Source organism: Cellulomonas sp. H30R-01, assembly GCF_010119915.1.
In the GTDB taxonomy this organism is placed as follows: Bacteria; Actinomycetota; Actinomycetes; order Actinomycetales; family Cellulomonadaceae; genus Cellulomonas; species Cellulomonas algicola.
Genome location: NZ_CP048210.1, coordinates 1,150,420 through 1,176,661, shown reverse-complemented (window position 1 = coordinate 1,176,661; position 26,242 = coordinate 1,150,420). Strand labels below are relative to the sequence as shown.

Annotated in this window: 18 protein-coding genes, 3 rRNA genes and 1 riboswitch; of the genes, 3 read left to right on the top strand and 18 right to left on the bottom strand. The window is 71.7% G+C overall.

Features of this window, described 5'->3' with window-relative positions:
- Positions 1-243: 243 nt before the first annotated feature.
- The 15 genes from rrf to argC form a co-directional block, all read right to left on the bottom strand.
- Positions 244-360: ribosomal RNA gene (gene rrf / locus GXP71_RS05170) — 5S ribosomal RNA — on the bottom strand.
- 74 nt (positions 361-434) lie between these two features.
- Positions 435-3,539: ribosomal RNA gene (locus tag GXP71_RS05165) — 23S ribosomal RNA — on the bottom strand.
- Positions 3,540-3,962: 423 nt separating this feature from the next.
- Positions 3,963-5,482 (bottom strand): 16S ribosomal RNA (locus tag GXP71_RS05160).
- The 16S, 23S and 5S rRNA genes sit together here, the layout of an rRNA operon.
- A 967-nt stretch (positions 5,483-6,449) precedes the next feature.
- Positions 6,450-7,712, bottom strand: coding sequence for a tyrosine--tRNA ligase (gene tyrS / locus GXP71_RS05155; RefSeq protein WP_162351786.1), 1,263 nt, complete (start codon positions 7,710-7,712; stop codon positions 6,450-6,452).
- Positions 7,713-7,920: 208 nt separating this feature from the next.
- A complete protein-coding gene (locus GXP71_RS05150; protein ID WP_162351785.1) occupies positions 7,921-8,622 on the bottom strand; it encodes a DNA-3-methyladenine glycosylase in 702 nt (233 codons plus the stop codon).
- Between the two features lie 174 nt (positions 8,623-8,796).
- On the bottom strand, positions 8,797-9,375 hold the full coding sequence (locus GXP71_RS05145; RefSeq protein WP_238402631.1) for a (d)CMP kinase: 579 nt from the start codon (positions 9,373-9,375) through the stop codon (positions 8,797-8,799).
- A 35-nt stretch (positions 9,376-9,410) separates the two neighbouring features.
- Positions 9,411-10,712, bottom strand: coding sequence for a methyl-accepting chemotaxis protein (locus tag GXP71_RS05140; protein WP_162351783.1), 1,302 nt, complete (start codon positions 10,710-10,712; stop codon positions 9,411-9,413).
- Positions 10,713-10,823: 111 nt separating this feature from the next.
- Positions 10,824-12,251 carry an argininosuccinate lyase gene (gene argH, locus GXP71_RS05135; protein WP_162351782.1) on the bottom strand — a complete coding sequence of 476 codons (1,428 nt, stop codon included), beginning with the start codon at positions 12,249-12,251 and terminating at the stop codon, positions 10,824-10,826.
- Complete coding sequence (locus GXP71_RS05130) at positions 12,244-13,485, bottom strand: argininosuccinate synthase (protein ID WP_162351781.1); 1,242 nt, start codon at positions 13,483-13,485, stop codon at positions 12,244-12,246. Before GXP71_RS05130 ends, argH begins: the two co-directional genes overlap by 8 nt.
- A 41-nt stretch (positions 13,486-13,526) precedes the next feature.
- Complete coding sequence (locus tag GXP71_RS05125; protein WP_162351780.1) at positions 13,527-14,090, bottom strand: arginine repressor; 564 nt, start codon at positions 14,088-14,090, stop codon at positions 13,527-13,529.
- Positions 14,087-15,019, bottom strand: a complete 933-nt coding sequence (gene argF / locus GXP71_RS05120) for an ornithine carbamoyltransferase (protein ID WP_162351779.1) — start codon at positions 15,017-15,019, stop codon at positions 14,087-14,089. The genes GXP71_RS05125 and argF overlap by 4 nt, the downstream gene beginning before the upstream one ends.
- Positions 15,016-16,323 carry an acetylornithine transaminase gene (locus tag GXP71_RS05115; RefSeq protein ID WP_162351778.1) on the bottom strand — a complete coding sequence of 436 codons (1,308 nt, stop codon included), beginning with the start codon at positions 16,321-16,323 and terminating at the stop codon, positions 15,016-15,018. Before GXP71_RS05115 ends, argF begins: the two co-directional genes overlap by 4 nt.
- Positions 16,320-17,306, bottom strand: coding sequence for an acetylglutamate kinase (argB, locus tag GXP71_RS05110; protein WP_162351777.1), 987 nt, complete (start codon positions 17,304-17,306; stop codon positions 16,320-16,322). The genes GXP71_RS05115 and argB overlap by 4 nt, the downstream gene beginning before the upstream one ends.
- Entirely contained in the window at positions 17,303-18,520 is a 1,218-nt protein-coding gene (gene argJ / locus GXP71_RS05105; protein WP_162351776.1) for a bifunctional glutamate N-acetyltransferase/amino-acid acetyltransferase ArgJ, read from the bottom strand. The genes argB and argJ overlap by 4 nt, the downstream gene beginning before the upstream one ends.
- 52 nt (positions 18,521-18,572) lie before the next feature.
- The gene (gene argC, locus GXP71_RS05100) at positions 18,573-19,637 is read right to left on the bottom strand and encodes an N-acetyl-gamma-glutamyl-phosphate reductase (protein WP_202924331.1); all 1,065 of its coding nucleotides are present in this window, start codon (positions 19,635-19,637) and stop codon (positions 18,573-18,575) included.
- Between the two features lie 82 nt (positions 19,638-19,719).
- Here argC and GXP71_RS05095 point away from each other — a divergent pair, with 82 nt between their 5' ends.
- From GXP71_RS05095 to GXP71_RS05085, 3 genes are read left to right on the top strand one after another with little or no spacing between them, the layout of a single operon-like run.
- A complete protein-coding gene (locus tag GXP71_RS05095; protein WP_202924330.1) occupies positions 19,720-20,703 on the top strand; it encodes a quinone oxidoreductase in 984 nt (327 codons plus the stop codon).
- Positions 20,700-21,479 (top strand): DsbA family oxidoreductase, encoded by a 780-nt coding sequence (locus GXP71_RS05090; RefSeq protein WP_162351773.1) that lies wholly within the window; start codon positions 20,700-20,702, stop codon positions 21,477-21,479. The genes GXP71_RS05095 and GXP71_RS05090 overlap by 4 nt, the downstream gene beginning before the upstream one ends.
- A 47-nt stretch (positions 21,480-21,526) precedes the next feature.
- Positions 21,527-22,837, top strand: coding sequence for a TrpB-like pyridoxal phosphate-dependent enzyme (locus GXP71_RS05085; RefSeq protein WP_162351772.1), 1,311 nt, complete (start codon positions 21,527-21,529; stop codon positions 22,835-22,837).
- A 45-nt stretch (positions 22,838-22,882) separates the two neighbouring features.
- On the opposite strand, the gene thiD is transcribed toward GXP71_RS05085, so the two are convergent.
- From thiD to thiM, 3 genes are all read right to left on the bottom strand, one after another.
- The gene (gene thiD, locus GXP71_RS05080; RefSeq protein WP_162351771.1) at positions 22,883-24,397 is read right to left on the bottom strand and encodes a bifunctional hydroxymethylpyrimidine kinase/phosphomethylpyrimidine kinase; all 1,515 of its coding nucleotides are present in this window, start codon (positions 24,395-24,397) and stop codon (positions 22,883-22,885) included.
- Positions 24,394-25,170, bottom strand: coding sequence for a thiamine phosphate synthase (gene thiE, locus GXP71_RS05075; RefSeq protein ID WP_162351770.1), 777 nt, complete (start codon positions 25,168-25,170; stop codon positions 24,394-24,396). The genes thiD and thiE overlap by 4 nt, the downstream gene beginning before the upstream one ends.
- Positions 25,167-26,033 carry a hydroxyethylthiazole kinase gene (gene thiM / locus GXP71_RS05070; RefSeq protein ID WP_162351769.1) on the bottom strand — a complete coding sequence of 289 codons (867 nt, stop codon included), beginning with the start codon at positions 26,031-26,033 and terminating at the stop codon, positions 25,167-25,169. Before thiM ends, thiE begins: the two co-directional genes overlap by 4 nt.
- Positions 26,027-26,139, bottom strand: a riboswitch (TPP riboswitch). Its footprint overlaps the gene before it by 7 nt.
- Positions 26,140-26,242 lie beyond the last annotated feature (103 nt).

The window sequence follows — 26,242 nt, the reverse complement described above, 5'->3', positions numbered from 1 at the left end:
TCGGCGTCGTGACGCCCACGACATCGCGGCGGGCCGCGTCTCACAAGCACCGCCCGACCAGCCGAGCACGCCACGCGCACACGCACCGCAAAAGACGCGTCGCGGGAACCCCAAGGAAACCCCCTGACCGATACCGCGAACGCACGGCGGTCACGACGATCCCCGCTGGGCTGGTGTTCCGTGGAATCGTTCGGGGAAACAGAAAGAGCCACCCCGTTGCTGGGGTGGCTCTTTCTGAATGGTGTCCGGCGGCGTCCTACTCTCCCACACCCTGGCGAGTGCAGTACCATCGGCGCTGAAGGGCTTAGCTTCCGGGTTCGGAATGGGACCGGGCGTTTCCCCTTCGCTATGACCGCCGTAACGTTGTCGAGTTGTCAAACGGGTTCCCGTTCGTCTCTCGGGAACCGCACAGTGGACGCGTAGCAATGAATGAGGTGGTGAAGTTGTCGGCTTATTAGTACCGGTCAGCTGCGAGGGTCGTTGGTCCCCTCTTCCACATCCGGCCTATCAACCCCGTGGTCTAGCGGGGTGCCTCTCGGGACGAGTCCCGTGGAAACCTCATCTTGAAGCAGGCTTCCCGCTTAGATGCTTTCAGCGGTTATCCCTTCCGAACGTAGCCAACCAGCCGTGCTCCTGGCGGAACAACTGGCACACCAGAGGTTCGTCCGTCCCGGTCCTCTCGTACTAGGGACAGCCCTTCTCAAGTTTCCTGCGCGCGCAGCGGATAGGGACCGAACTGTCTCACGACGTTCTAAACCCAGCTCGCGTACCGCTTTAATGGGCGAACAGCCCAACCCTTGGGACCTACTCCAGCCCCAGGATGCGACGAGCCGACATCGAGGTGCCAAACCATGCCGTCGATATGGACTCTTGGGCAAGATCAGCCTGTTATCCCCGGGGTACCTTTTATCCGTTGAGCGACGGCGCTTCCACAAGCCACCGCCGGATCACTAGTTCCGACTTTCGTCCCTGCTCGACCTGTCAGTCTCACAGTCAAGCTCCCTTGTGCACTTGCACTCGCCACCTGATTGCCAACCAGGCTGAGGGAACCTTTGAGCGCCTCCGTTACATTTTAGGAGGCAACCGCCCCAGTTAAACTACCCACCAGGCACTGTCCCTAGTCCGGATCACGGACCGAGGTTAGATGTCCAGAGCGACCAGAGTGGTATTTCAACGTTGACTCCACCGACACTGGCGTGCCGGCTTCACAGTCTCCCACCTATCCTACACAAGCCGCACCGAACACCAATACCAAGCTATAGTAAAGGTCCCGGGGTCTTTCCGTCCTGCTGCGCGTAACGAGCATCTTTACTCGTAGTGCAATTTCGCCGAGTTCGCGGTTGAGACAGCGGAGAAGTCGTTACGCCATTCGTGCAGGTCGGAACTTACCCGACAAGGAATTTCGCTACCTTAGGATGGTTATAGTTACCACCGCCGTTTACTGGGGCTTAAATTCTGAGCTTCGCCTTGCGGCTGACCCGTCCTCTTAACCTTCCAGCACCGGGCAGGCGTCAGTCCGTATACATCGTCTTGCGACTTCGCACGGACCTGTGTTTTTAGTAAACAGTCGCTTCTCCCTGGTCTCTGCGGCCCTTCACGCTCCCCGAGCAAGTCGGTTCACGCTTCAGGCCCCCCTTCTCCCGAAGTTACGGGGGCATTTTGCCGAGTTCCTTAACCACGATTCTCTCGATCGCCTTGGTATTCTCTACCTGACCACCTGAGTCGGTTTGGGGTACGGGCGGCTAGAACCTCGCGTCGAGGCTTTTCTTGGCAGCATAGGATCACCAGATTCCCGCATTCGCGGTCACCGTCAGCTCTCAGGCTCGTGAGGTGCGGATTTGCCTACACCTCGCCCTACGACCTTGGACGTGGACTACCATCGCCACGCTTGGCTACCTTCCTGCGTCACCCCTGTTAATACGCTTACCTACTACCGGTTCGGGTCCCGTGCTCCCCGGCCCGGTGCACCCGAAGGTGCGGTGGGCCGGCTCGGACGGTTAGCATCACCGGGCTCGGTATGGGCGGTTCTTCGCCGGTACGGGAATATCAACCCGTTGTCCATCGACTACGCCTGTCGGCCTCGCCTTAGGTCCCGACTTACCCAGGGCGGATTAGCCTGGCCCTGGAACCCTTGGTCATTCGGCGGACGGGTTTCTCACCCGTCATTCGCTACTCATGCCTGCATTCTCACTCGTGTGGCGTCCACCGCTGGGTTACCCCGCGACTTCGCCCGCCACACGACGCTCCCCTACCCATCCACACGACTGAACCACGAAGGCTTGTCGAACGTGTGAATGCCACAGCTTCGGCGGTATGCTTGAGCCCCGCTACATTGTCGGCGCGGAATCACTTGACCAGTGAGCTATTACGCACTCTTTCAAGGGTGGCTGCTTCTAAGCCAACCTCCTGGTTGTCTGTGCAACTCCACATCCTTTCCCACTTAGCATACGCTTAGGGGCCTTAGCTGGTGGTCTGGGCTGTTTCCCTCTCGACTACGGAGCTTATCCCCCGCAGTCTCACTGCCACGCTCTGGCTTACCGGCATTCGGAGTTTGGCTAACGTCAGTAACCTGGTGGGGCCCATCGGCTATCCAGTAGCTCTACCTCCGGCAAGAAACGCGTGACGCTGCACCTAAATGCATTTCGGGGAGAACCAGCTATCACGGAGTTTGATTGGCCTTTCACCCCTAACCACAGGTCATCCCCCAGGTTTTCAACCCTGGTGGGTTCGGGCCTCCACGCGGTCTTACCCGCGCTTCACCCTGCCCATGGCTAGATCACTCCGCTTCGGGTCTAGAGCACGCGACTGAATCGCCCTATTCGGACTCGCTTTCGCTACGGCTTCCCCACACGGGTTAACCTCGCCACGTACCACTAACTCGCAGGCTCATTCTTCAAAAGGCACGCCGTCACCCCTGCTAGGGAGGCTCCGACGGTTTGTAGGCACACGGTTTCAGGTACTATTTCACTCCCCTCCCGGGGTACTTTTCACCTTTCCCTCACGGTACTTGTCCGCTATCGGTCACTAGGTAGTATTTAGGCTTACACAGTGGTCTGTGCAGATTCACTCCAGGTTTCTCGGGCCCGGAGCTACTTGGGATCCCTCTCGGGAGGCCACGCCATTTCGTCTACGGGGGTACCACCCTCTGTGCCGGGCCTTTCAATGCCCTTCGACTATGACGCGACTTTCTGACTCCCTGCTGGTTCGGCAGAACCAGCTGAAAGGTCCCACAACCCCGCATGCGCAACGCCTGCCGGCTTGAACACGCATACGGTTTGGCCTGATCCGCTTTCGCTCGCCACTACTCACGGAATATCTCTTCCTGCCGGTACTGAGATGTTTCACTTCCCGGCGTTCCCTCCACACACCCTATATATTCAGGTGCGGGTCACACGACATGACTCGTGCGGGGTTTCCCCATTCGGACATCCTCGGATCACGGTTCGTTTGCCAACTCCCCGAGGCTTATCGCAGGCTACCACGTCCTTCTTCGGCTCCTAGTGCCAAGGCATCCACCCTGTGCCCTTATAAACTTGACCACAAAGATCATTCAAAGATGCTCGCGTCCACTGTGCAGTTCTCAAGCTACGACCGGGTGACTCACCTGTGACGTCCGAGCGCCTACCCCCGAAGGGCGGTTCGCTGGACCAGGCGGCCCGCAGGCCGACGCGCACCCACCCACCCGCAGGCAGATCAAGTGCGCGCACCGACCCCAAGGTCAACAACCTTCCGGCTGTTCCCTCAGGACCCAACAGCGTGCCAGGCCGACCCGATCACCCGGTGTGGATCTCCGTTCCCTCCCCACAGACAAGCTGCAGGCGTACTAGGAGCCACCGGAACCGAGCCGGCCGTAGTCGATGTTCCACCCTCGAGCACCACCCCCAGCACATCCGGCCAGGGCGTGGGCCTGGACACCACAAGCTCACCCATGACAGGCGAACCCGGTGCCAGATGCTCCTTAGAAAGGAGGTGATCCAGCCGCACCTTCCGGTACGGCTACCTTGTTACGACTTAGTCCCAATCGCCAGTCCCACCTTCGACAGCTCCCTCTCTTGCGAGTTGGGCCACTGGCTTCGGGTGTTACCGACTTTCGTGACTTGACGGGCGGTGTGTACAAGGCCCGGGAACGTATTCACCGCAGCGTTGCTGATCTGCGATTACTAGCGACTCCGACTTCATGGGGTCGAGTTGCAGACCCCAATCCGAACTGAGACCGGCTTTTTGGGATTCGCTCCACCTCGCGGTATCGCAGCCCTTTGTACCGGCCATTGTAGCATGCGTGAAGCCCAAGACATAAGGGGCATGATGATTTGACGTCATCCCCACCTTCCTCCGAGTTGACCCCGGCAGTCTCCCATGAGTCCCCGGCATAACCCGCTGGCAACATGGGACGAGGGTTGCGCTCGTTGCGGGACTTAACCCAACATCTCACGACACGAGCTGACGACAACCATGCACCACCTGTACACCGACCTTACGGGGAGCACATCTCTGCACTTTTCCGGTGTATGTCAAGCCTTGGTAAGGTTCTTCGCGTTGCATCGAATTAATCCGCATGCTCCGCCGCTTGTGCGGGCCCCCGTCAATTTCTTTGAGTTTTAGCCTTGCGGCCGTACTCCCCAGGCGGGGCACTTAATGCGTTTGCTGCGGCACAGAGCTCGTGGAATGAGCCCCACACCTAGTGCCCAACGTTTACGGCATGGACTACCAGGGTATCTAATCCTGTTCGCTCCCCATGCTTTCGCTCCTCAGCGTCAGTTGCGGCCCAGTGACCTGCCTTCGCCATCGGTGTTCCTCCTGATATCTGCGCATTCCACCGCTACACCAGGAATTCCAGTCACCCCTACCGCACTCTAGTCTGCCCGTACCCACTGCAAGCCCCAGGTTGAGCCTGAGGTTTTCACAGCAGACGCGACAAACCGCCTACGAGCTCTTTACGCCCAATAATTCCGGACAACGCTTGCGCCCTACGTATTACCGCGGCTGCTGGCACGTAGTTAGCCGGCGCTTCTTCTGCAGGTACCGTCACTTGCGCTTCTTCCCTGCTGAAAGAGGTTTACAACCCGAAGGCCGTCATCCCTCACGTGGCGTCGCTGCATCAGGCTTTCGCCCATTGTGCAATATTCCCCACTGCTGCCTCCCGTAGGAGTCTGGGCCGTGTCTCAGTCCCAGTGTGGCCGGTCGCCCTCTCAGGCCGGCTACCCGTCGTCGCCTTGGTAGGCCATTACCCCACCAACAAGCTGATAGGCCGCGAGCCCATCCCTGACCGAAAAACTTTCCAGAAACCCGGATGCCCGGGCCTCTCATATCCGGTATTAGCGACCGTTTCCGGTCGTTATCCCAGAGTCAGGGGCAGGTTGCTCACGTGTTACTCACCCGTTCGCCACTGATCAGACCAGCAAGCTGGTCGTCACCGTTCGACTTGCATGTGTTAAGCACGCCACCAGCGTTCGTCCTGAGCCAGAATCAAACTCTCCGTAAATGTCTACATGGCACCGACCCACCGAAGCAGGCCAGCAACCGACACACGAAACAGTCCCGAAGGACCAATCAGATTCGGCTGTTCACGAGAAGACCCGACCCACGGGGCGGGACAAGCCCTCTCAATCTCAACCAAGACCCACCACACGAAACCGTGCGATGAACCATCTTGGCATCGACTACTTGGCACACTGTTGAGTTCTCAAGGAACAGACGCGCATCCGCTCGAGCCTTTCGGCTCTTCGTCAGAGGCTTTGTCGTTCTCCATCTTACCGGACCTTCCGGCCGTTCCCGTCCGCCCCGTGGGGCTCGCGGTTGCGGGCTCAGGCCCTCCCGAACGAGCTGCAGGCGCACTGAGCTCCTGCGGTTCTGTTCGGGGGCGGCCACCCTCGGGACCAGCCACCGGGATCGTTCCTCGGTGTCCGTTCCTCCCTGCCGGGCGACATCGAGAACATTACGCGGGCCCTGGCCACGGAGGCAAATCCGGTTGCGGTGACCCCCGTCACCAGGCATCGCAGGGGCGCCTTCGGAGCGTCCCGGAGCCGCCCTGACCTGCGCGGACACCGTCGACCGCTGTCGGACGGCGGGCCGTAGGCCCCGGACTCCCCCGCCCCCGCAGGTGCCGCTTCGTTCGACATGTCCCGTCCGTCCGCCCGCGCACCGCGCGGGACGGCGCCAACGGTGCGTGCGTCGACGGTGCGTCCGTCGACCGCCCAGTCCCCGTCGGCCGGGTCCGCTGCGCGGCGCGCGCTGGTCGCGGGGTCGGCGCGCGCGGCACGGTCTCTCGGCGCACGGCGTCCACGGACGACCGTCCCGCCAGCCGAGCTCGCCCGGCGCCGGCGACGAGCCGGACGACCCCCGGCCGGTCGGCGAGCGCACGGGATGTACCGGCCTCGACGACGGATGCCCGGCCCCACGAGGGGACCGGGCATCCGTCGGGCGCGCGGGACGGGCCGGTGCGTGTGGGGTCAGGCGTGCGCGTCGACCACGGCGAGGGTGCGCTTGCCGCGGCGGAGGACGGCCCACCGCCCGTGGAGGAGGTCCTCGGTGCGCAGGACCGCGTCCTCCGCCTCGACCCGGATGTTGTTGACCGACGCGCCGCCCTCCCCGATCGCCCGGCGGGCCGCCGCCTTCGACGCGACGATGCCCGAGGCGGCGAGCACGTCGACGACCGGGTCGCCCGCGCGGCCGGGCGCGGTCGGGAGCTCCGCGACGGCGGCGGCGAGCGTCGCCTCGTCGAGGTCGCCGAGCGACCCGCGCCCAAAGAGCGCCTGGCTCGCCGCGACCACCTTGTCGGCCGCGGCGGTGCCGTGGACGAGGGACGTGACGTCGTGCGCCAGCGCGCGCTGCGCCTCGCGGGCGGCCGGTCGCTGGGCGACGGCCTCGGCGAGGTCCTCGATCTGCTCGTGCGAGCGGAACGTGAAGATCTTCAGGTACTTCACGACGTCGGCGTCGTCGGCGTTGAGCCAGAACTGGTAGAAGGCGTACGGCGTCGTGAGCTCGGGGTCGAGCCACACGGTGCCGGCCTCGGTCTTGCCGAACTTGGTGCCGTCGGCCTTCGTCACGAGCGGCGTGGTGAGCGCGTGGACCGCGGTGCCCTCGACCTTGCGGATGAGCTCGACGCCCGACAGCAGGTTGCCCCACTGGTCGCTGCCGCCGGTCTGGAGCGTCACGCCGTGCCGGCGGTGCAGCTCGAGGAAGTCCATGCCCTGCAGGATCTGGTAGCTGAACTCGGTGAAGCTGATGCCCTGCTCGCTGCTGAGGCGACGCGCGACGGTGTCCTTGGCGAGCATCGTGCCGAGGCGGAAGTGCTTGCCGACGTCCCGCAGGAAGTCGATCGCGGACAGCGGCGCGGTCCATTCGAGGTTGTTCACCATGGTCGCGGCGGCCGGGCCGTCGAAGCGCAGCAGCGGCTCGATCTGGCGGCGGATGCGCTCGACCCAGCCGGCGACGATCTCCGGCGAGTTGAGGGTGCGCTCCCCCGTCATCTTCGGGTCGCCGATGAGCCCGGTCGCGCCGCCGACGAGCGCCAGCGGGCGGTGACCGGCGTCCTGGAGGCGGCGCACGGTGAGGATCTGGACCAGGTTGCCGATGTGCAGGCTCGGCGCGGTCGGGTCGAAGCCGCAGTACAGCGTCACCTGGCCGTCCGAGAGGGCGGCACGCAGCGCGTCGGCGTCGGTGGTCTGGGCGACGAGGCCGCGCCACGCGAGCTCGTCGAGGATGTGGGTCACGAGGGTTCTCCTGCGAAGGTCGGGGCGGCCGTGGTCACGGCGCCCTCGAGAGGCGAGGTGCTCCGGGGGGACCGCGCGTCCCGGGTGGGCCGCGAGTCCTGGGCGTGCGTCGCGTCCGAGGTCGCCGGCACGCCGTGGACGGGCCGACTGCCCCGCGCGGGCAAGCGACCCGCGGAGCGCGGTGGGCACAGGGCCGACGTCGTCGTCCTCACGGGACGTCTACCGACGCCGGCCGCCGATACGCGGGCCGGTACGCCGACACGGTGCGCTCCCCCGTCAGCCAGTAGCGCCAGGGGAAGTGCGCCTCGCCGCCGGCGCCGGACACGCCGACGCGCGGGCCGGACGCGTGCGCGGACAGCGACGACCCCGCGTGCCGGTGCAGCACGGTCGCGCCGCCGGCCTCCGTGAGGTCCGCACCGTTGGCGCGCAGGTCCAGGCCGAGGCACACCGCGAGCCGGGCGGGGCCGCGCGCGAGCTGCCGCTGGGAGTCGACGACGCCGACGCGCTCGCGACGCTCCCACGCGAGGTCCTCGCCCTCGACGACCTCGCCGGCGCGCAGCAGGACCGCGGCCGGGCTGCCCGTCGGCTGGGCGACGACGTTGAGGCAGTGGTGCAGGCCGAGGTGGCGGTAGACGTACAGGCGTCCCGGCTCGGCGAACATCACCGCGTTGCGCGACGTGCGGCCGCGGTAGGCGTGCGAGCCCGGGTCGTCGGCGCCGCCGTAGGCCTCGACCTCGGTGAGGCGCACGGTCACGTCGCCCTCGGGCGAGCGCGACGTCAGGTAGGAGCCCAGCAGGTCCCGCGCGACGACGTGCACGTCGCGGCTGTACCAGACGCGGGCGGGCACCGCGACGACCGCGCGCGGGTCGGCCGCGTCCGGTGTCGTCGGTACCTCGCTGGGCTGGGTCACGCGCTCATCCTGCCGCACCGGCCGCGCGACCGGCTCGCCGATCCGGGTCGCGGACGCCGAGCGTCGGCGTGCCGACCGCGCGAGCGTCGCCGTGCCGACCACGCACCCCACGCCGCCCGGACCGCCCGATCTTCGCGGTGAAGCCGCGCGACCATCGGCGGACGGGCCGTGCGATCAGCGCTCGACGAGGCGGCCGACGGCGTCGACGTGGACGTCTGCGCGCTCCCGCGTGCGCTCCCGGGCGAAGTGCTCCGACTCGGCGACCATCCACGCGAGCCAGTGCTCGCGGGCGGCGGCGCCGTCGCGCTCGAGCCCGCGCGACAGGCGCAGGTCGCGCGGTGCCTCGACCCAGACCTTCACGGCCGCGACGGCATCCGCGGCGGTCCGCGCCGAGCCGCAGCCGTCGAGGACGAGGACCTCGGGCACCGGGACGTCGTGCCACTCGGCGAACGCGCCCGCCGTCCAGTCGTACCGGCGGTACCGGCCCGGCCGCCCGGCCGCGAGCGGCCCGAGCACCTGCGCGTCGAGCCGCTCCCACACGCCCTCGAGGTCGGACCACCCGTCGAGCAGGTCGTCGACGTGGAGCACGGTCGCCCCCAGCGCCGCGCCGACCCGGCGCGCGAGCGTCGACTTGCCGGAGCCGGCCGGGCCGTCGACGCAGACGAGCCGCACGCCACCGAGGCGGGGCCGGGCGGCTCGCGCCTGCGCGACGACCACGTCGACGGCGTCGGTCCCAGGCGTCGGAACGGTCACGCGGCCTCCTCTCGACGGAGAGGACATCATGCCGGTCAGAGGCGGAACGCCGCCGTCGAGGACGCCAGACGGTCCGACACCTCCGCGATCGACCCGACGGCGACGCTCTCGCGTGCCAGGGCGTCGCTGGTCCGGCCCGCACCGCTCGCGACCGACGACACGGACGTCGCGATCTCCCCGATCCCCGTCGCCGCCTCGCCGACGCCGCGGGACATCGCGGCGGTCGTCGCCGACTGCTCCTCGACCGCCGCGGCGATCGTGGACTGGTACTCGTTGATCGCCGCGATCACCTGGGTGATGCGTCCGATGGCGTCCACCGCGGCCGTGGTGTCGACCTGGATCGCCGCGATCCGGCGCGCGATCTCGTCGGTCGCCCGCGCGGTCTCGCCGGCGAGCTCCTTGACCTCGTTCGCGACGACGACGAAGCCCTTGCCCGCGTCGCCGGCGCGCGCCGCCTCGATCGTCGCGTTGAGCGCCAGCAGGTTCGTCTGCTCCGCGATCGACGTGATGAGCCGCACGACCGCGCCGATCTGCTCCGAGGAGTCGCCGAGGCGACCAACGGTGCGCACCGCGTCGTCCACCGCGGTCGTCGCCTCGGTCGCGACGTGCAGGGCCTCGCTCGCGTTGCTCGCGATCTGCCGGATCGAGGCACCCATCTGGTCGGCACCGGCTGCGACGGACCGGACGGTCTGCGCCACCTGCTCGGCTGCCGACGCGGCGGCGTCGGCGTCGGAGCTCGCGCGTTCGGCCGTGGCCGACAGCGTCCGGTTGCCGTCGTCGAGCTGCTGCGCCGCGTCGTGCAGGACGACCACCTCGTCGGCGACGACCCTGAGCGAGCCGTGCAGCGCGTCCAGGCCGGTGTCGAGCGCACGGCCCGCGCGGCCGATCTGGTCCCGGTTGTCGAGCCGCGTGCGCTGGGTGAGGTCGCCCGCCTCCACCGCGGCGGACACCCGGAAGAGCCGGCTCAGCTCGCGGTCGATCGCGTGCGCGCCCCAGGTGGTGAGGCCGCCCGCGAGCACCGTCGCGGCGACGCCGAGGCCGACGAGCGTGCGGCGGGTCGCGCCGACGTGCTCCGCGACCGCCGGGTCGTCGCCCGCGAGCGCGACGACCTCGGTGCCGTCCACCCAGGCGACGACGAGGACGGCCAGGACCATCGTGAGCATGACGAGCGCGAGCGTGAGCACCTTCGCGCGGATCGACATGTTCGCGAACCACCGCTGGAAGCCGGTGAGCGTGCTCAGGTACGGCCGGTCCAGCGAGGCCGCCCGCCGCGCCGTGCGGGCGGCCGCCCGGCCGGAGCGGACGTCGGGACTCACGGCCGTGCTGGTGGTGCTCACTCGGGTGTCGCTCCTCGTCGTGCCGACCACGTCCAGCGACTGGCGCGTGCCGACGTGGGGGTCGCCGGACCCATCGGCCGACGAGCCCCCGCGATGAGGAACCTGGCCGCGTCAGTCCGGGGCGAACCGCGCACGCAGGGCCGTCGCCGCGTCGCGCGCGGACGCGAGCTGCTCGGCGACGCGCACGGGGGCGGTGCCGCCGGCAGCGTCGCGCGAGGCGAGCGAGCCCTCGACGGACAGGACCGATCGGACCCCGCTCGTGAGGTGCGGGGAGATCGCGAGGAGGTCGTCGTCGCTGAGCTCCCACAGCTCGATCGCGGGCTCGCGCTCCTCGCACGCGCGGACGCACGCCCCGGCGATCTCGTGCGCGACGCGGAAGGCCACGCCCTCGCGGACGAGCCACTCCGCGACGTCCGTGGCCAGCGAGAAGCCTTGCGGTGCGAGGTCGGCCATGCGGTCGGTGTCGAACGTGAGGGTCGCGACCATCCCCGCGAACGCGGGCAGGAGGACCGTCAGCTGGTCGACCTGGTCGAACACCGGCTCCTTGTCCTCCTGCAGGTCGCGGTTGTACGCGAGCGGGAGGCCCTTGAGCGTCGTGAGCAGGCCGGTGAGGTCGCCGACGAGGCGCCCCGCCTTGCCGCGCGCGAGCTCGGCGACGTCCGGGTTCTTCTTCTGCGGCATGATGCTCGACCCCGTGGAGTAGGCGTCGTGCAGGCGCACGAACCCGAACTCCTTGGTCGACCACAGCACGACCTCCTCGGCGAGCCGGGAGACGTCGACGGCGAGCATCGCGGCGACGAACGCGAACTCGGCGACGACGTCGCGCGACGCGGTGCCGTCGATCGAGTTCTCGACGGGACCGTCGAACCCGAGCTCGGCCGCGACCGCGGCCGGGTCGAGCCCGAGCGACGACCCGGCGAGCGCACCCGAGCCGTAGGGCGAGCGCGCGGCGCGCGCGTCCCAGTCGACCCAGCGCTCGACGTCGCGGAGCAGCGGCCACGCGTGCGCCAGCAGGTGGTGCGCCAGGAGGACGGGCTGCGCGTGCTGCAGGTGCGTGCGCCCGGGCATCGGGGCGTCGCCCGCGGCAGAGGCCTGCGCGACGAGCGCGTCGACGACGTCGAGCACGAGCCCCGACAGGACGCGCGCCTGCTCGCGCAGGTACATCCGCACGAGCGTCGCGATCTGGTCGTTGCGCGAGCGCCCCGCGCGCAGCTTGCCGCCGAGGTCGGCACCCGCGCGCTCGATCAGGCCACGCTCGAGGGCCGTGTGCACGTCCTCGTCGTCGGGTGCCGGTCCGAACGAGCCCGACGCGACGTCCGCGCGCAGCCGCTCGAGCGCGTCGACCATGCCGTCGAGCTCGTCGGCGGTCAGCAGCCCGGCCCGGTGCAGGACGCGCGCGTGCGCGACCGACCCCGAGATGTCGTGGTCGGCGAGCCGCCAGTCGAAGTGCGTCGACCGCGACAGGTCGGCGAGCGCGGCGGCCGGTCCGGACGCGAACCGGCCGCCCCACAGGGCCAGGGGCGCCTGCTCGTCAGACACTGCCGATCCCGCCCTGCGAGCCGAGGTCCTCGGCGTTGCCGAACCGCACGTCGCGCGCGGCGGCGAGCTTGGACGACAGGCCGTAGATCTCGATGAATCCCTTGGCGGCGGACTGGTCGAACGTGTCGCCCGTGTCGTACGTCGCGAGGTTGAAATCGTACAGCGACGCGTCGGACCGGCGGCCCGAGACGGTCGCGCGACCGCCGTGCAGGACGAGGCGGACGTCGCCCGAGACGTACTTCTGGGTGTCGTCGATGAACACGTCGAGCGACTTCTTGAGCGGCGAGAACCACTGGCCGTCGTAGACGAGCTCGGTCCAGCGCTGCTCGACGCCGCGCTTGAACCTGGCCTGCTCGCGCTCGACGGTGACGTTCTCGAGCTCCTGGTGCGCGGCGATGAGCGCGATCGCGCCCGGCGCCTCGTAGACCTCGCGCGACTTGATGCCGACGAGGCGGTCCTCGACGATGTCGATCCGGCCGACGCCCTGGGCGCCCGCGCGGCGGTTCATCTCCTGGATGGCCTGGAGCGGCGTCACCGGGACGCCGTCGAGCGCGACGGGCACGCCCGCCTCGAACGTCACGACGACCTCGTCGGCGACCGGGGGGAACGTCGGGTCGTCGGTGTAGGTGTAGACGTCCTTCGTCGGGGCGTTCCAGATGTCCTCGAGGAAGCCGGTCTCGACGGCGCGGCCCCACACGTTCTGGTCGATCGAGAACGGGTTGTGCTTGGTGGTCGCGATCGGCAGGTCGTGCTTCTCCGCGAAGTCGATCGCCTTGTCGCGGGTCAGGGCCAGGTCACGGACGGGTGCGAGGCACGTCAGGTCGGGCGCGAGCGAGGTGATGCCGACCTCGAAGCGGACCTGGTCGTTGCCCTTGCCGGTGCAGCCGTGCGCGACGGTCGTCGCGCCGAACTGGCGGGCGGCGCGCACGAGGTGCTTGACGATCACCGGACGCGAGAGCGCCGAGACCAGCGGGTAGCGGTCGAGGTACAGGCCGTTCGCCTTGAGGGCGGGCATGCAGTACTCGGCGGCGAACTCGTCACGCGCGTCGGCGACGTACGCCTCGACCGCGCCGCAGTCGAGCGCACGCCGGCGGATGACCTCGAGGTCCTCGCCGCCCTGGCCGACGTCGACCGCCACGGCAATGACCTCGGCACCGGTGGCCTCCGCGATCCAGCCGATGCCGACGGACGTGTCCAGGCCGCCGGAGTACGCGAGGACGACACGCTCAGTCATGGAACTTCTCTCTTCTCAGGGGGTGTGCAGGTCTGGGGTGCTCAGTCGAGGGTGCGCGGACGCGACTCGGGCCGTGCGTCGGTCGCGAGCGCGAGGAAGCGGGCCGCGAGCGCGGTGCCCGCGGCCGCCGGCCCGGTGTCGTCGCCCTCGCGGGCGATGACGAGGACGGTGTCGTCGCCCGCGATCGTGCCGAGCACGGCGGGCAGCACGGAGTGGTCGATCGCCGAGGCGAGGAACTGCGCCGCGCCCGGCGGGGTGCGCAGGACGACGAGGTTGCCCGACGCCTCCGCGGTGACCAGCAGCTCCGCGCACAGGCGCGCGAGCCGCGCGGCGAGCATCTCCTCGTCGACGCCCGTCGTCGCGGCGCGGTGACCGCCCTCGGCCGGGACCGCGTAGGCGAGCCCACCCGACGGGGTGCGCACCTTCACGGCACGCAGCTCGACGAGGTCGCGCGAGAGCGTCGCCTGCGTGACGGACACGCCCTCGGCGGCGAGGAGCTCGGCGAGCTGCTGCTGCGAGTGCACCGTGCCGCGGGTCAGGAGCGACTGGACGAGCGCCTGGCGCGCCGCCTTGGTGGACGGGACCGGCCCGGACGCGACGCTCACGACTGCTCCAGCAGCCACGTCAGGAGCGCCTTCTGCGCGTGCAGGCGGAACTCGGCCTCGTCCCAGACGACCGACTGGGGGCCGTCGAGCACGTCGGCGGTGATCTCCTTGCCGCGGTAGGCGGGCAGGCAGTGCAGGACGATCGCGTCCGGCGCGGCGAGCGCCAGGGCGGCCGCGTCGACGCGGAACGGCACGAACGGCGTCTCGCGCTCGGCCGCCTGGCCCTCCTGGCCCATCGAGACCCAGGTGTCGGTCGCGACGACGTCCGCACCCGTCACCGCCTCGGCGATCGAGCCGACGACCGCGACGGAGCCGCCCGTGCGCTCGGCGACCGCCGCCGCGTCGGCGAGGACGCCCGCGTCGGGCGGGTACCCGTCGGGCGTGCCGATCCGCACGTGCAGGCCGGCGGTCGCTCCGCCCAGGAGGTACGAGTGCGCCATGTTGTTCGCGCCGTCGCCGACGTACGCGAGCGTCTGGCCCGCGAGGCGGCCGACACCCCCGCGGTGCAGCGCGACCGTCGCGAGGTCCGCGAGCACCTGGCACGGGTGGAACAAGTCCGTGAGCGCGTTCACGACGGGGACGCCCGCGTGCTGCGCCATCTCGTCGAGGCGCGCCTGCTCGAACGTCCGCCAGACGACCGCCGCGACCTGCCGGCCGAGCACGCGCGCGGTGTCCGCGACCGACTCGCGCACGCCGATCTGCGCGAGCTTGCCCTCGACGAGCAGCGGGTAGCCGCCGAGCTCGGCGATGCCCGTCGTGAACGAGACCTGCGTGCGCAGCGTGGGCTTGTCGAAGATCACCGCGACCGCGCGCGGGCCGACGAGCGGCCGGCGCACGTACCGGTCGTCGCGGAACGCGAGCGCGAGCTCGAGGACGTCGCGCTGCTCCGCGGGCGTCAGGTCGTCGTCGCGCAGGAAGTGCCGCGTCATGCGTCGGCCCCCAGATCCGCCGGGACCGCCGCGAGGAAGTCGACGAACGTGCCGGCCTGCTCCTCGGTGAGGACGAACGGCGGCGCGAGCCGGATCGTGGTCGGCGTGCACGGGTTGACGACGAAGCCCGCGTCGAGCGCCGCCGCGGCGACCTGGGGCGCGACGGGCCGGGCGAGCTCGAGCGCGATCAGGAGACCCGCGCCGCGCACGTCGGTCACGAGCGGGTGGCCGAGGCCGGCGACCCGTGCGCGCAGCGCGGCGCCGAGCGTCCGGACGTGGTCGAGCAGGCCGTCGCGCTCGATCACCGCGATCGTCGCCAGACCCGCCGCCGCGGCGACCGGGTTGCCGCCGAACGTCGTGCCGTGCTGACCGCGGCCGAGCAGCGTGGCCGTCCGCTCGCCGTACGCGACGAGCGCGCCGACGGGGAACCCGCCACCGAGGCCCTTCGCGAGCGTGACCGCGTCGGGCACGATGCCGCCGCCGATCTCCGGCTGCTGGTACGCGAGCCACGAGCCCGTCCGGCCCATGCCCGTCTGGACCTCGTCGAGGATCAGGAGCGCGCCGTGCTCGGCCGTCAGCCGACGCGCGAGCGCGAGGTAGCCGGGCGGCAGCGGCCGCACACCGGCCTCGCCCTGGATCGGCTCGACGACGAGCGCGGCGACCTGGGCGCCCGCACCGTCGGCGAAGGCGGCCTCGAGCGCCGAGGCGTCGCCGAACGGCAGGAACTCGACACCACCGGGCAGCGGCTCGAACGGCTCCCGGTAGGCCGCCTTGTGGGTGAGCGCGAGCGCGCCCATCGACCGGCCGTGGAACGCCCCCTCGAGCGCGAGTACCCGCGGGCGGTCCGGGCCGCCGTTGCGCCGCGCGAGCTTGAAGGCCGCCTCGTTCGCCTCCGTGCCGGAGTTGGTGAGGAAGACGCGCGACCCCTCCGGCGCCTGCGCGAGCGACAGGAGCCGCTCGGCGAACGCGATCTGCGTCGGGCTCGCGAAGAAGTTCGACACGTGGCCGAGCGTGCCGAGCTGCGCGCTGATCGCCGCGGTCAGCGTCGGGTGCGCGTGGCCGAGCGAGTTCACCGCGATCCCGCCGAGCAGGTCGAGATAGCGGCGGCCGTCGGCGTCCCACACGAACGGGCCCTCGCCGCGCACGAGCACGCGCTGCGGCGCGCCGAACGTGTCCATGAGCGCGTGCGTGTAGCGCTCGGTCCACTGCGCGACCGAGCCGTCGACGGCCTGGACGGGCAGCGAGGCGTCGGGGGCCGCCGGGGCCCGGTGCCGGCCGCCCGAGGGCGTGACGTCGGTGCTCATGCGGGGACCTCCGGGGTGGGCCGGACGGCCGGCACGGGGGCGGTGAACGGGGCGTCGGCGGGCTCCTCGTCGGGCAGCACCATCGTGCCGATGCCGTCGGACGTGAAGACCTCGACGAGGATCGAGTGCGGGGCGCGGCCGTCGATGACGTGCGCGCGGCCGACGCCGCCCTCGACGGCGCGCCAGCACGCCTCCATCTTCGGGCGCATGCCCGAGTCGAGCGACGGCAGCAGCTCGGCGAGCTCGCGGGCGCGCAGGCGGCGCACGAGCGACGTGCGGTCCGGCCAGCTCGTGTACAGGCCCTCGACGTCCGTGAGGACGATGAGCTTGCGCGCGCCGAGCGCGACCGCGAGCGCCGCGGCGGCCGTGTCGGCGTTGACGTTGAGCACCTGCGTCGGGTCGTCGATGTCGGGCGCGACCGTCGAGACGACCGGGATGCGTCCCGCGTCGAGCAGGTCCTGCACGGCACCCGGGTTGACGTGCACGACGTCGCCGACGAGGCCGATGTCGACGTGCTCGCCGTCGACGACCGCGGTGCGGCGGCGCGCCTGGAACAGCCCGCCGTCCTCGCCCGACAGGCCGACCGCGTGCGGGCCGTACGCGTTGAGGAGCCCGACGAGCTCGCGCGACACCTGGCCGGTCAGCACCATGCGGACGACGTCCATGGCCTCGGGCGTCGTGACGCGCAGGCCGCCGCGGAACTCGGACTCGATGCCGAGCCGGTCGAGCATCGCGTTGATCTGCGGGCCGCCGCCGTGCACGACGACCGGCCGCAGGCCGACCTGGTGCAGGAACACCATGTCCTCGGCGAAGGCACGCTTGAGCGTGTCGTCGATCATCGCGTTGCCGCCGTACTTCACGACGACGAGCGCGCCGCTGAACTTCTGCAGCCACGGCAGCGCCTGGATGAGGACCTCCGCCTTCTGGTCCGGGCGCAGGTCCGTCCGGGTGTCGAAGACGAAGTCGTCGGGGATGCCGCTCATGTGGAGTACGCGCTGTTCTCGTGGACGTAGTCGTGCGTGAGGTCGTTGGTCCAGATCGTCGCGAGCTCGGTGCCCGCGTGGAGGTCGATCAGGACGTGCACCTCGCGGTTCGCCGCGAGGTCGACCTCGGTGCGGGGTGCGTGCGCTCCCCCGGCCCGGCAGACCTGGACGCCGTTGATCGTGACGTCGAGGAGCTCGGGGTCGAACGCGGCGACCGACTCGGGCACCGTCCCGACCTGCGCGAGCACGCGGCCCCAGTTGGGGTCGTTGCCGAAGATCGCGGCCTTGAAGAGGTTGGAGCGGGCCACGGCGCGGCCGACGGCGACGGCGGCGTCCTCGGTCTCGGCGCCGACGACCGTGATCGCGACGTCGTGCGTCGCGCCCTCGGCGTCCGCGACGAGCTGTCGGGCGAGCTGCCCGCACACGGCCGTCAGCGCGGCGGAGAAGCCCGCGGGGTCGGGGGTCGCGCCGCTCGCGCCGGACACGAGCAGCGCGACCGTGTCCGACGTCGACATGCAGCCGTCGGAGTCGACCCGGTCGAACGTGGCCCGTGTGGCGGTGCGCAGCGCGTCGGCGGCGACGTCCGCGTCGACGACCGCGTCGGTCGTGATCACGCACAGCATCGTGGCGAGCCCGGGCGCGAGCATGCCCGCACCCTTCGCCATGCCGCCGACGGTGAACGTGCCGAAGTCGCCGGGGACGGTGACGTGCGCGGTCTTCGCGACGGTGTCGGTCGTCATGATCGCGGTCGCGGCGTCGGGGCCGCCCTCGCCGTGCAGCGCCGCGGCGGCGTCGTCGACCCCCGCGAGGAGCTTCTCGATCGGCAGCCGCTCCCCGATGAGGCCGGTCGACGCGACGACCACGTCGCCCGCCGAGACGCCGAGGACGTCCGCGACCTTCTCGGCCGTGCGGTGCACGTCGGCGAAACCATCGGGGCCCGTGCACACGTTCGCGCCGCCGGAGTTGAGGACGACGGCCGAGACCGTGCTGTCGGCGACGACCTGGCGCGACCACACGACGGGCGCGCCGACGACGCGGTTCGTCGTGAACACGGCCGTGCCGACCTGCAGCGGCCCGTCGTTGACGACGAGCGCGAGGTCGGGGCGGCCCGACGCCTTGAGGCCGGCGGTCACGCCGGACGCGCGGAATCCCGCGGCGGCGGTCACGCCCGGCGACGCGAGGTCGTCGGTGTCGACGGCGGTCGGCTGGGCCATCAGTCCTCCTGGTCCACGGTCGGGTGGGTGGTGCTCGCTCCGGGTGAGGTGCTCACGGTGCGACCCCCTCGACGGGGAGGCCGAGCGTCTCGGGCAGGCCGAGCGCGAGGTTGAGCGACTGCAGCGCGCCGCCCGCGGTGCCCTTGACGAGGTTGTCGATCGCCGTGACGGTCACGACGCGGCCGGCGCGCGCGTCGACCGCGACCTGCACGAGCGCGGTGTTCGCGCCCAGCGTCGCCGCCGTGGTCGGCCACTGCCCCTCGGGGAGCAGGTGCACGAACGGCTCGTCGGCGTAGGCGGCCTCCCAGGCGGCGCGCACGGCCGCCGGGTCGGTGCCCTCGGCGATCCGGGCGGTCGCGGTCGCGAGGATGCCGCGGGACATCGGCACGAGCGTCGGCGTGAACGAGATCGTCACGTCGGGCGCGCCCGCGGCCTGGAGGTTCTGGGCGATCTCCGGGATGTGCCGGTGCGTGCCGCCGACGGCGTACGGCTGCGCGGCGCCGAGCGCCTCGCTCGCGAGGAGGTGCGTCTTGAGGGTCCGGCCGGCGCCGGAGTAGCCGACGGCGAGGACCGCGACGACGTCGACGGGCTCGATCACGCCCGCGGCGACGCCGGGCTGGAGGCCGAGGGTGACCGCGGTGACGTTGCAGCCGGGGACGGCGACGCGGCGGGCGTCGGCGAGCGCGGCGCGCTGGGCGGAGGCCGCCTGCTCGCCGGCGTGCAGCAGCTCGGGCAGACCGTAGGGCCAGGTCCCGGCGTGCGCGCTGCCGTAGTACGTCTCCCACGCGACGGGGTCCACGAGGCGGTGGTCCGCACCGAGGTCCACGACGATCGCGCCGTCGCCGCGCTCCGCGAGCTCGGCGGCGACCGCGCCGCTGGCGCCGTGCGGGAGCGCGAGCACCACCACGTCGTGCCCGGCGAGCGCGTCGACCTCTGTCGGCTCGAGGACCCGGTCGGCGAGCGAGCGCAGATGCGGGTGGATGCTGCCGAGGGTCGCGCCCGCGTTGGAGTGGGCGGTGAGACCACCGATGCGGGCCTCGGGGTGCGCGAGGAGCACCCGGAGCATCTCGCCCCCGGCGTACCCGCTGGCCCCGGCGACCGCCACGCTGAACGTCATGTGCATGAACATACACGCCTCTGCACGAAGATACGTGCGCGATCCAGGGATGACGCGCCGGGGCGGCCGCGTTGCGCCAGACGTGCGCGCCATCCTCGCCACCGCCGCGGGCGGTCCCGACGTCCTCGAGCTCCGTGACGTGCCCGACCCCGAGCCCGGTCCCGACCAGGTGCTCGTGCGGGTCGCCGCCGCGGGTGTGAACTTCATCGACACCTACCGGCGCAGCGGCGTGTACCGCGTGCCGTACCCGCACGTCGTGGGGGCCGAGGGGGCCGGCGAGGTCGTCGCCGTCGGGGCCGACGTCACGCTGGTCGCGCCCGGTGACCGCGTGGCCTGGGCCGCGTCGCCCGGCGCGTACGCCGAGCTCGCGCTCGTCGCCGAGCGGGACGTGCTCGTCGTCCCCGAGGGAGTCGACGACCAGGTCGCCGCCGCGCTCCCCCTGCAGGGCATGACCGCGCACTACCTCGTCACGTCGTCGTTCCCCGTCGCGGTCGGCCACGACGTGCTCGTGCACGCCGCCGCGGGCGGGGTCGGGCTGCTGCTCACCCAGCTCGCCGCGCAGCGCGGCGCGCGCGTCGTCGCGACCGTCGGGACCGCCGAGAAGGAGGCGCTCGCGCGCGAGGCCGGCGCCGCCGAGGTCATCCGCTACCGCGAGCTCGACGACCTCACGACCGAGCTGCCCGCGCTCGTGCGCGACCTCACGGGCGGGCGCGGCGTGCACGCCGTCTACGACTCCGTGGGCAAGGACACCTTCGACGCGTCCCTCGCGTCGCTGGCCCGACGCGGCACGCTCGTCCTGTTCGGCGCGTCGTCGGGCCCGGTGCCGCCGTTCGACCCGCAGCGCCTCAACTCCGGCGGCTCCCTGTTCCTCACCCGTCCGACGCTCGGCGACCACACCGCGACGCGCGACGAGCTCGAGTGGCGTGCGCGCGAGCTCTTCGACGCCGTCCGGGCGGGCACGCTCGACGTGCGGGTCGGCGCCACGTTCCCCCTGGCCGACGCGGCCGACGCCCACCGCGCGCTCGAGTCGCGCTCCACCACCGGAAAGGTCCTGATCCTCCCGTGACCACCCTCCCCGCCCTCGACCACGTCGACGGGTCCGTCGTCGGCCCGCGCGCGCTCCACGTCGAGGTCTGGTCCGACATCGCGTGCCCGTGGTGCTTCATCGGCAAGCGCCGGTTCGCCTCCGCGCTCGCCGAGTTCCCGCACCGCGCGCACGTGCGCGTCACGTGGCGCTCCTACGAGCTCTCCCCCGACACGCCCACCGGGCCGGGCCGTCCGGAGATCGACGCGCTCGTCGAGCACAAGGGCATGCCCGCCGACCGCGTGCGCGAGATGTTCGCGCACGTGACGGCCGTGGCCGCGGGCGAGGGCCTCGCGTACGACTTCGACCGCGCGCTCGCGTTCAACACGTTCGACGCGCACCGGCTCGTGCACGTCGCCGCCGAGGTCGGCGGGGCGCCGCTCGCGGACGCGCTCGTCGAGACGCTCTTCTCCGCGCACTTCGAGCACGGACGCGACCTGGGCGACCCGGCGACGCTCGTCGAGCTCGCCGCTGCCGCGGGCTTCGCCGCGGCGGGGCTGTCCGGCGACGACGTCCGGGAGGTGCTCGACGGCGAGCGCGCCGCCGACGCCGTGCGGGCCGACGAGGCGCAGGCGCGGCTGCTCGGCGTCACGGGCGTGCCGTTCTTCGTCGTCGACCGACGCATCGCCGTGTCCGGCGCGCAGCCCGCTGCGGTCTTCACGCAGCTGCTCGAGGCGGGATGGCGCGAGGCCAACCCGCTGACCGTCCTCGGGGACGCCGACGCGGCCGCGTGCACGGACGACTCCTGCGCGATCTGAGCGTCGTTCCGGCGCGGGGCGCCGTCGTCGCAGCCTAGGGTCACGCCATGACCACCACGCCCGACGACGTGCGCCCCGCCCCCCGGACCGACCCCCTCGGGGTCGTCGTCCCCTCGTCCGTGCCGACCCACTGGTACAACCTCGCGGCCGACCTGCCCGAGCCGTGCCCGCCCGCGCTGCACCCGGGCACGCGCGAGCCGCTCACGCCCGACGACCTCGCCCCGCTGTTCCCGATGGCGCTCATCGCGCAGGAGGTGACGACGGAACGCTGGGTCGAGATCCCGCAGACCGTCCGCGAGCTGTACGCGCTGTGGCGGCCGTCACCCCTGGTCCGGGCCGTGCGGCTCGAGCGTGCGCTCGGCACGCCCGCACGGATCTACTACAAGTACGAGGGCGTCAGCCCGGTCGGGTCGCACAAGCCGAACACGGCCGTCGCGCAGGCGTACTACAACGCGGTCGAGGGCATCACGAAGCTCACGACCGAGACCGGTGCCGGCCAGTGGGGCGCGTCGCTGTCGATGGCGTGCTCCCTGCTCGGGCTCGAGTGCGAGGTGTGGCAGGTGCGCGCGTCGTACGACGCCAAGCCCTACCGCCGCATGCAGATGGAGACGTACGGCGGCGTGTGCCACCCGTCGCCGTCCGACCTGACGGAGGCCGGTCGCGCGATGCTCGCGGCGGACCCCGACACCACCGGGTCGCTCGGCATGGCGATCAGCGAGGCGGTCGAGGCCGCCGCGACGAACCCCGCCGCGCACTACGCGCTCGGCTCCGTGCTCAACCACGTGCTGCTGCACCAGTCCGTCATCGGGCAGGAGGCCCTCGCGCAGCTCGACGAGATCGGCGAAACCGCCGACGTCGTCTTCGGCTGCGCGGGCGGCGGCTCCAACCTGGGCGGGCTCGCGTTCCCGTTCCTCGGCCGCAACCTGCGCGACGGTGCGACCACCCGCGTCGTCGCGTGCGAGCCCGCCGCGTGCCCGTCGATGACGCAGGGCGAGTACCGGTACGACTTCGGCGACGTCGCCGGGCTCACGCCGCTGCTCAAGATGCACACGCTCGGCAAGGACTTCGTGCCGCCGCCCATCCACGCCGGCGGCCTGCGCTACCACGGCATGGCGCCGATGGTGTCGCACGCCTACGAGCTCGGGCTGCTGTCCGCGATCGCCGTCGAGCAGGAGGACGCGTTCGCCGCCGGCGTCGAGTTCGCGCGCGCCGAGGGGATCATCCCCGCGCCCGAGTCGACGCACGCCGTCGCAGGGGCCCTCGCGTACGCGCGCGCAGCGACCGAGGCGGAGACGATCGTCATCGGTCTGTCCGGCAACGGGATCCTCGACCTGCCCGCGTACCACCAGTACGTCTGACGCCGGTGCGCGGTCCGGGCCACACGCCCGGGCCGCGCACCCGCGTCACCGGGCCACGAGCGCGGCGGCCGGCCGCTGCCGCTCCGGCGCGAGGACCGCGACCTGCCCGAAGAACGCCACCTCGTGGCGGCACGACGCCTCGAACGCGGCGACCATCCGCTCGCGCGTGACCGGGTCCACGTGCTGCGCGGCGGCATCGGCCAGCCGGCACGCGTGCGCGGCGTGGTCCGTGAACGACGCGCTGCCGTACGTCGCGACCCAGTCGCGGTACGGGTGGCCCGGGCCGGCGTCCGCCCGTGCGAGGAGCGCGACCCCCACCTCCGCGTACACCCAGTAGCACGGCAGGACGGCCGCGACGACCTCCGCGTACGACCCGTGCGCCGCGACGGCCGCCAGGTGGTCGACGTACGCGCGCGTGACCGCCGACGGTGGTGTCGACGGGCGCACGGCCGCCCGCGCCAGGTAGGTCTCGTGCAGGCTGCGCTCGACCGCGAGGCACGAGTGCGCGCCACGGGCGAAGAACTCCTGGCCGTCCGCCGTCGGGGCGAGCGCCGACGCGCGCGCGAGCACGCGCGAGTACGCCGTGAGGTAGAGCGCGTCCTGGTGGAGCTGCTCGGCGAACGCCTCGAACGGCAGCGAGCCGTCCGCGAGACCCCGCACGAGCGGTTGCTCGAGGGACGCCGCGCAGGCCGCCGCGAGCGCGCCCGCGACCTCGTCGGTGAAGGGCGGCAGGCCGAGCTGCGGCGCGTGGTGGAAGTGGTCGACGGGCCCGTGGCCCGAGCCGACCCGCAGCGCCTCGCCCGCGGCGATCGCACCGCCCAGCCAGCGCTTGGCGTCCCGGGCCGCCGACGCCCAGTCGGGCCGCCGGGGGCGCAGGGCGGCGAGCGCGGCCGAGAGCGAGCACCCTGTGCCGTGCGTGCTGGTGGTCGCGACACGCTCACCCGGCAGCTCGACGACACGCGTGCCGTCCACGAGCGCGTCGGGGCTCGCGGTGCCGGGCAGATGGCCGCCCTTCACCAGCACGGTGACGGCCGCGGTGCGCGACACCCGAGCCGCCTGCCGCAGCGCGTCCGGCCAGGTGGGCGCGACCGGCTCGTCCGCGAGGACCGCGAGCTCGGGCAGGTTGGGCGTCACCACGTCGGCGTGCGCGAGCAGCCGACGGACGGCGGCGACGGCGTCGTCGTCGAGCAGCCGGTCGCCGCTCGTCGCGACCATCACCGGGTCGAGCACGACGAACGGCGTCCGGTGGCGCGCCAGCCAGTCCTCGACCTCGTCGGCCACGGCCGCCGTCGCGAGCATGCCGATCTTCACCGCGTCGACCGTCACGTCGTCGGACACCGCGTCGAGCTGCGCGCGCAGGAACGCGACGTCCGGCACCAGGACCTCCCGCACGCCGTGCGTGTTCTGCGCGACGAGCGCCGTGACGACCGCCATGCCGTAGGCGCCGTGCGCGGCGAACGCCTTGAGGTCCGCCTGGATCCCGGCTCCTCCGGTCGGGTCGGTCCCCGCGACCGACAGGACCCGCGGGCGCGACCCCGCCGCCGGGCCGTGCCCGGTCATCGCGCAGCCCCCGCCCGCACCGTGACGGCGGCCGTCCCGGCCGGACGCGCGGCGCCGGCACGCGTGAGCGTGTCCGCGGCACGGGCGGGCGCTGCGTCGACGTCCGACGCGCTCCGCCCGACCGCCGTCGTCCACGCCGCGACGAGGTCGGCCGCGGCGCGCGCGGGGTCCGGCGCCGCGCAGACGGCCGACACGACCGCGAGCCCGTGCGCACCGGTCTCGCGCACGGCCACGACGTCCGCGACGCCGAGGCCGCCGATCGCGACGACCGGCAGCGGACTGCGGTGGACCGCCGCCCGCAGGCCGTCGAACCCCAGCGGCGGGCCTGCGTCCGGCTTCGTCGGCGTCCCCCGCACGGGACCCGCGCCGACGTAGTCGACGACCGCGGGGTCGACCTCCGCGAGGTGCTCGGCGGTCGCCGCGGACACGCCGACGAGCGCGTCCTGGCCGAGGAGCCGCCGGGCGTCGACGACGTCGAGATCACCCTGGCCCACGTGCACCCCGGCGACCGTGCAGCCGCGCGAGCGCGCGACGAGCGCGACGTCGACCCGGTCGTCGACGACCACCAGGGCTCCCGTGCCGTCGACCGCGTGCGCGACGTCGACGGTGAGCGCCACGAGGTCGCGGACCGGCGCTCGCTTGGCGCGCACCTGCAGGACGCGGACACCCGCGTCGACGGCGGCCCGGGCGACGTCGGCGGGTCGACGCGCGGCGGCCGCGCAGGTGTCCGCGTCGACCACGAGGTACGGGCCGTCGGGCAGCACGCGGCTCATGCGGGCACCGCCGCGCGCTCGACCGTCGCCGCCGACACGACGCGCGCCGCGAGGTCGTCGGGTGCGACCGAGGCGAGGTGGTCGACGAGCGCGACCTGGAACGACGCGGGCCCCGCGGCAGCCACCGCGGCGCGCTCGGCGGCGACGCCCAGCAGCGTCGTCGCCCCGACCGCGGCGACGAGCGGCTCGGTGACCGCGGCGAACGCGGCCGTCAGGCCGCCGAGCGCGCACCCGGCGCCCGTGATCCGGGTCAGGAGCGGATGCCCGACGGCGAGCCGCACCTCGTGCTCGCCGTCCGTGACGAGGTCGACCGGGCCGGACACGGCGACGACCGTCCCGTGCCGTGCCGCGAGACCGGTCGCCGCCTCGCGCGCGGTGTCGACGCCGTCGCGCGCGTCGACACCGCGGCCCGCGGAGAGCCGTCCCGCGAGCGCGCGCACCTCGCTCGCGTTGCCGCGCACCACGGCGGGGCGCTCGGCCACCAGCCGCGCCGCGAGGCGGGTGCGCACCGACAGGACGCCCACGGCGACCGGGTCGAGCACCCACGGCGTGCGCGCACCCACGGCCGTCGCGACCGTCGGTTCGACGCACGCGCGCAGGTCCGGGTCGAGCGTGCCCAGGTTGACGAGGACGGCGCCCGCGACGCCCGCGAGCTCCTCCGCCTCACCGGGCACGGCCGCCATCGCGGGGGACGCCCCGACCGCGAGGAGGGTGCTCGCGACGAGGTTCGTGGTCACCTCGTTCGTCAGGCACTGGACGAGCGGCGTGGCCGCACGGACCGCGGCGAGCGCCTCGCCGGCGGCGTCGGCGAGCGCGAGCGCGTCACCGTGCGGATCGGTGGACGGGTGGTGGGCAGACGTCATCGCGACGACATCCCTTCGCTAGTACGAACTAGATCAGGTTCGGCGGGTGTGATCTCAGCCCCTGGTCCGCCCGGTCGGGCGGTGCGGGGCACCCCGTGTCAGTGCGCTCAGGCTAGCCACGACGCCGACGACCCGTCGGCCCACCGCTCACCAGGTGGACCGACGGGTCGTCGGAGGTCGTGCGAACAGCTCGTGCGGACGGGTCGTGC

Excerpts from the sequence above, each read along its gene's own strand:
- GXP71_RS05130 (WP_162351781.1), bottom strand. The coding sequence starts at position 13,485 with ATGACTGAGCGTGTCGTCCTCGCGTACTCCGGCGGCCTGGACACGTCC.
- argF (WP_162351779.1), bottom strand. The coding sequence starts at position 15,019 with ATGACGCGGCACTTCCTGCGCGACGACGACCTGACGCCCGCGGAGCAG.
- GXP71_RS05115 (WP_162351778.1), bottom strand. The coding sequence starts at position 16,323 with ATGAGCACCGACGTCACGCCCTCGGGCGGCCGGCACCGGGCCCCGGCG.
- argB (WP_162351777.1), bottom strand. The coding sequence starts at position 17,306 with ATGAGCGGCATCCCCGACGACTTCGTCTTCGACACCCGGACGGACCTG.
- argJ (WP_162351776.1), bottom strand. The coding sequence starts at position 18,520 with ATGGCCCAGCCGACCGCCGTCGACACCGACGACCTCGCGTCGCCGGGC.
- argC (WP_202924331.1), bottom strand. The coding sequence starts at position 19,637 with ATGACGTTCAGCGTGGCGGTCGCCGGGGCCAGCGGGTACGCCGGGGGC.
- GXP71_RS05085 (WP_162351772.1), top strand. The coding sequence starts at position 21,527 with ATGACCACCACGCCCGACGACGTGCGCCCCGCCCCCCGGACCGACCCC.
- thiD (WP_162351771.1), bottom strand. The coding sequence starts at position 24,397 with ATGACCGGGCACGGCCCGGCGGCGGGGTCGCGCCCGCGGGTCCTGTCG.
- thiE (WP_162351770.1), bottom strand. The coding sequence starts at position 25,170 with ATGAGCCGCGTGCTGCCCGACGGCCCGTACCTCGTGGTCGACGCGGAC.
- thiM (WP_162351769.1), bottom strand. The coding sequence starts at position 26,033 with ATGACGTCTGCCCACCACCCGTCCACCGATCCGCACGGTGACGCGCTC.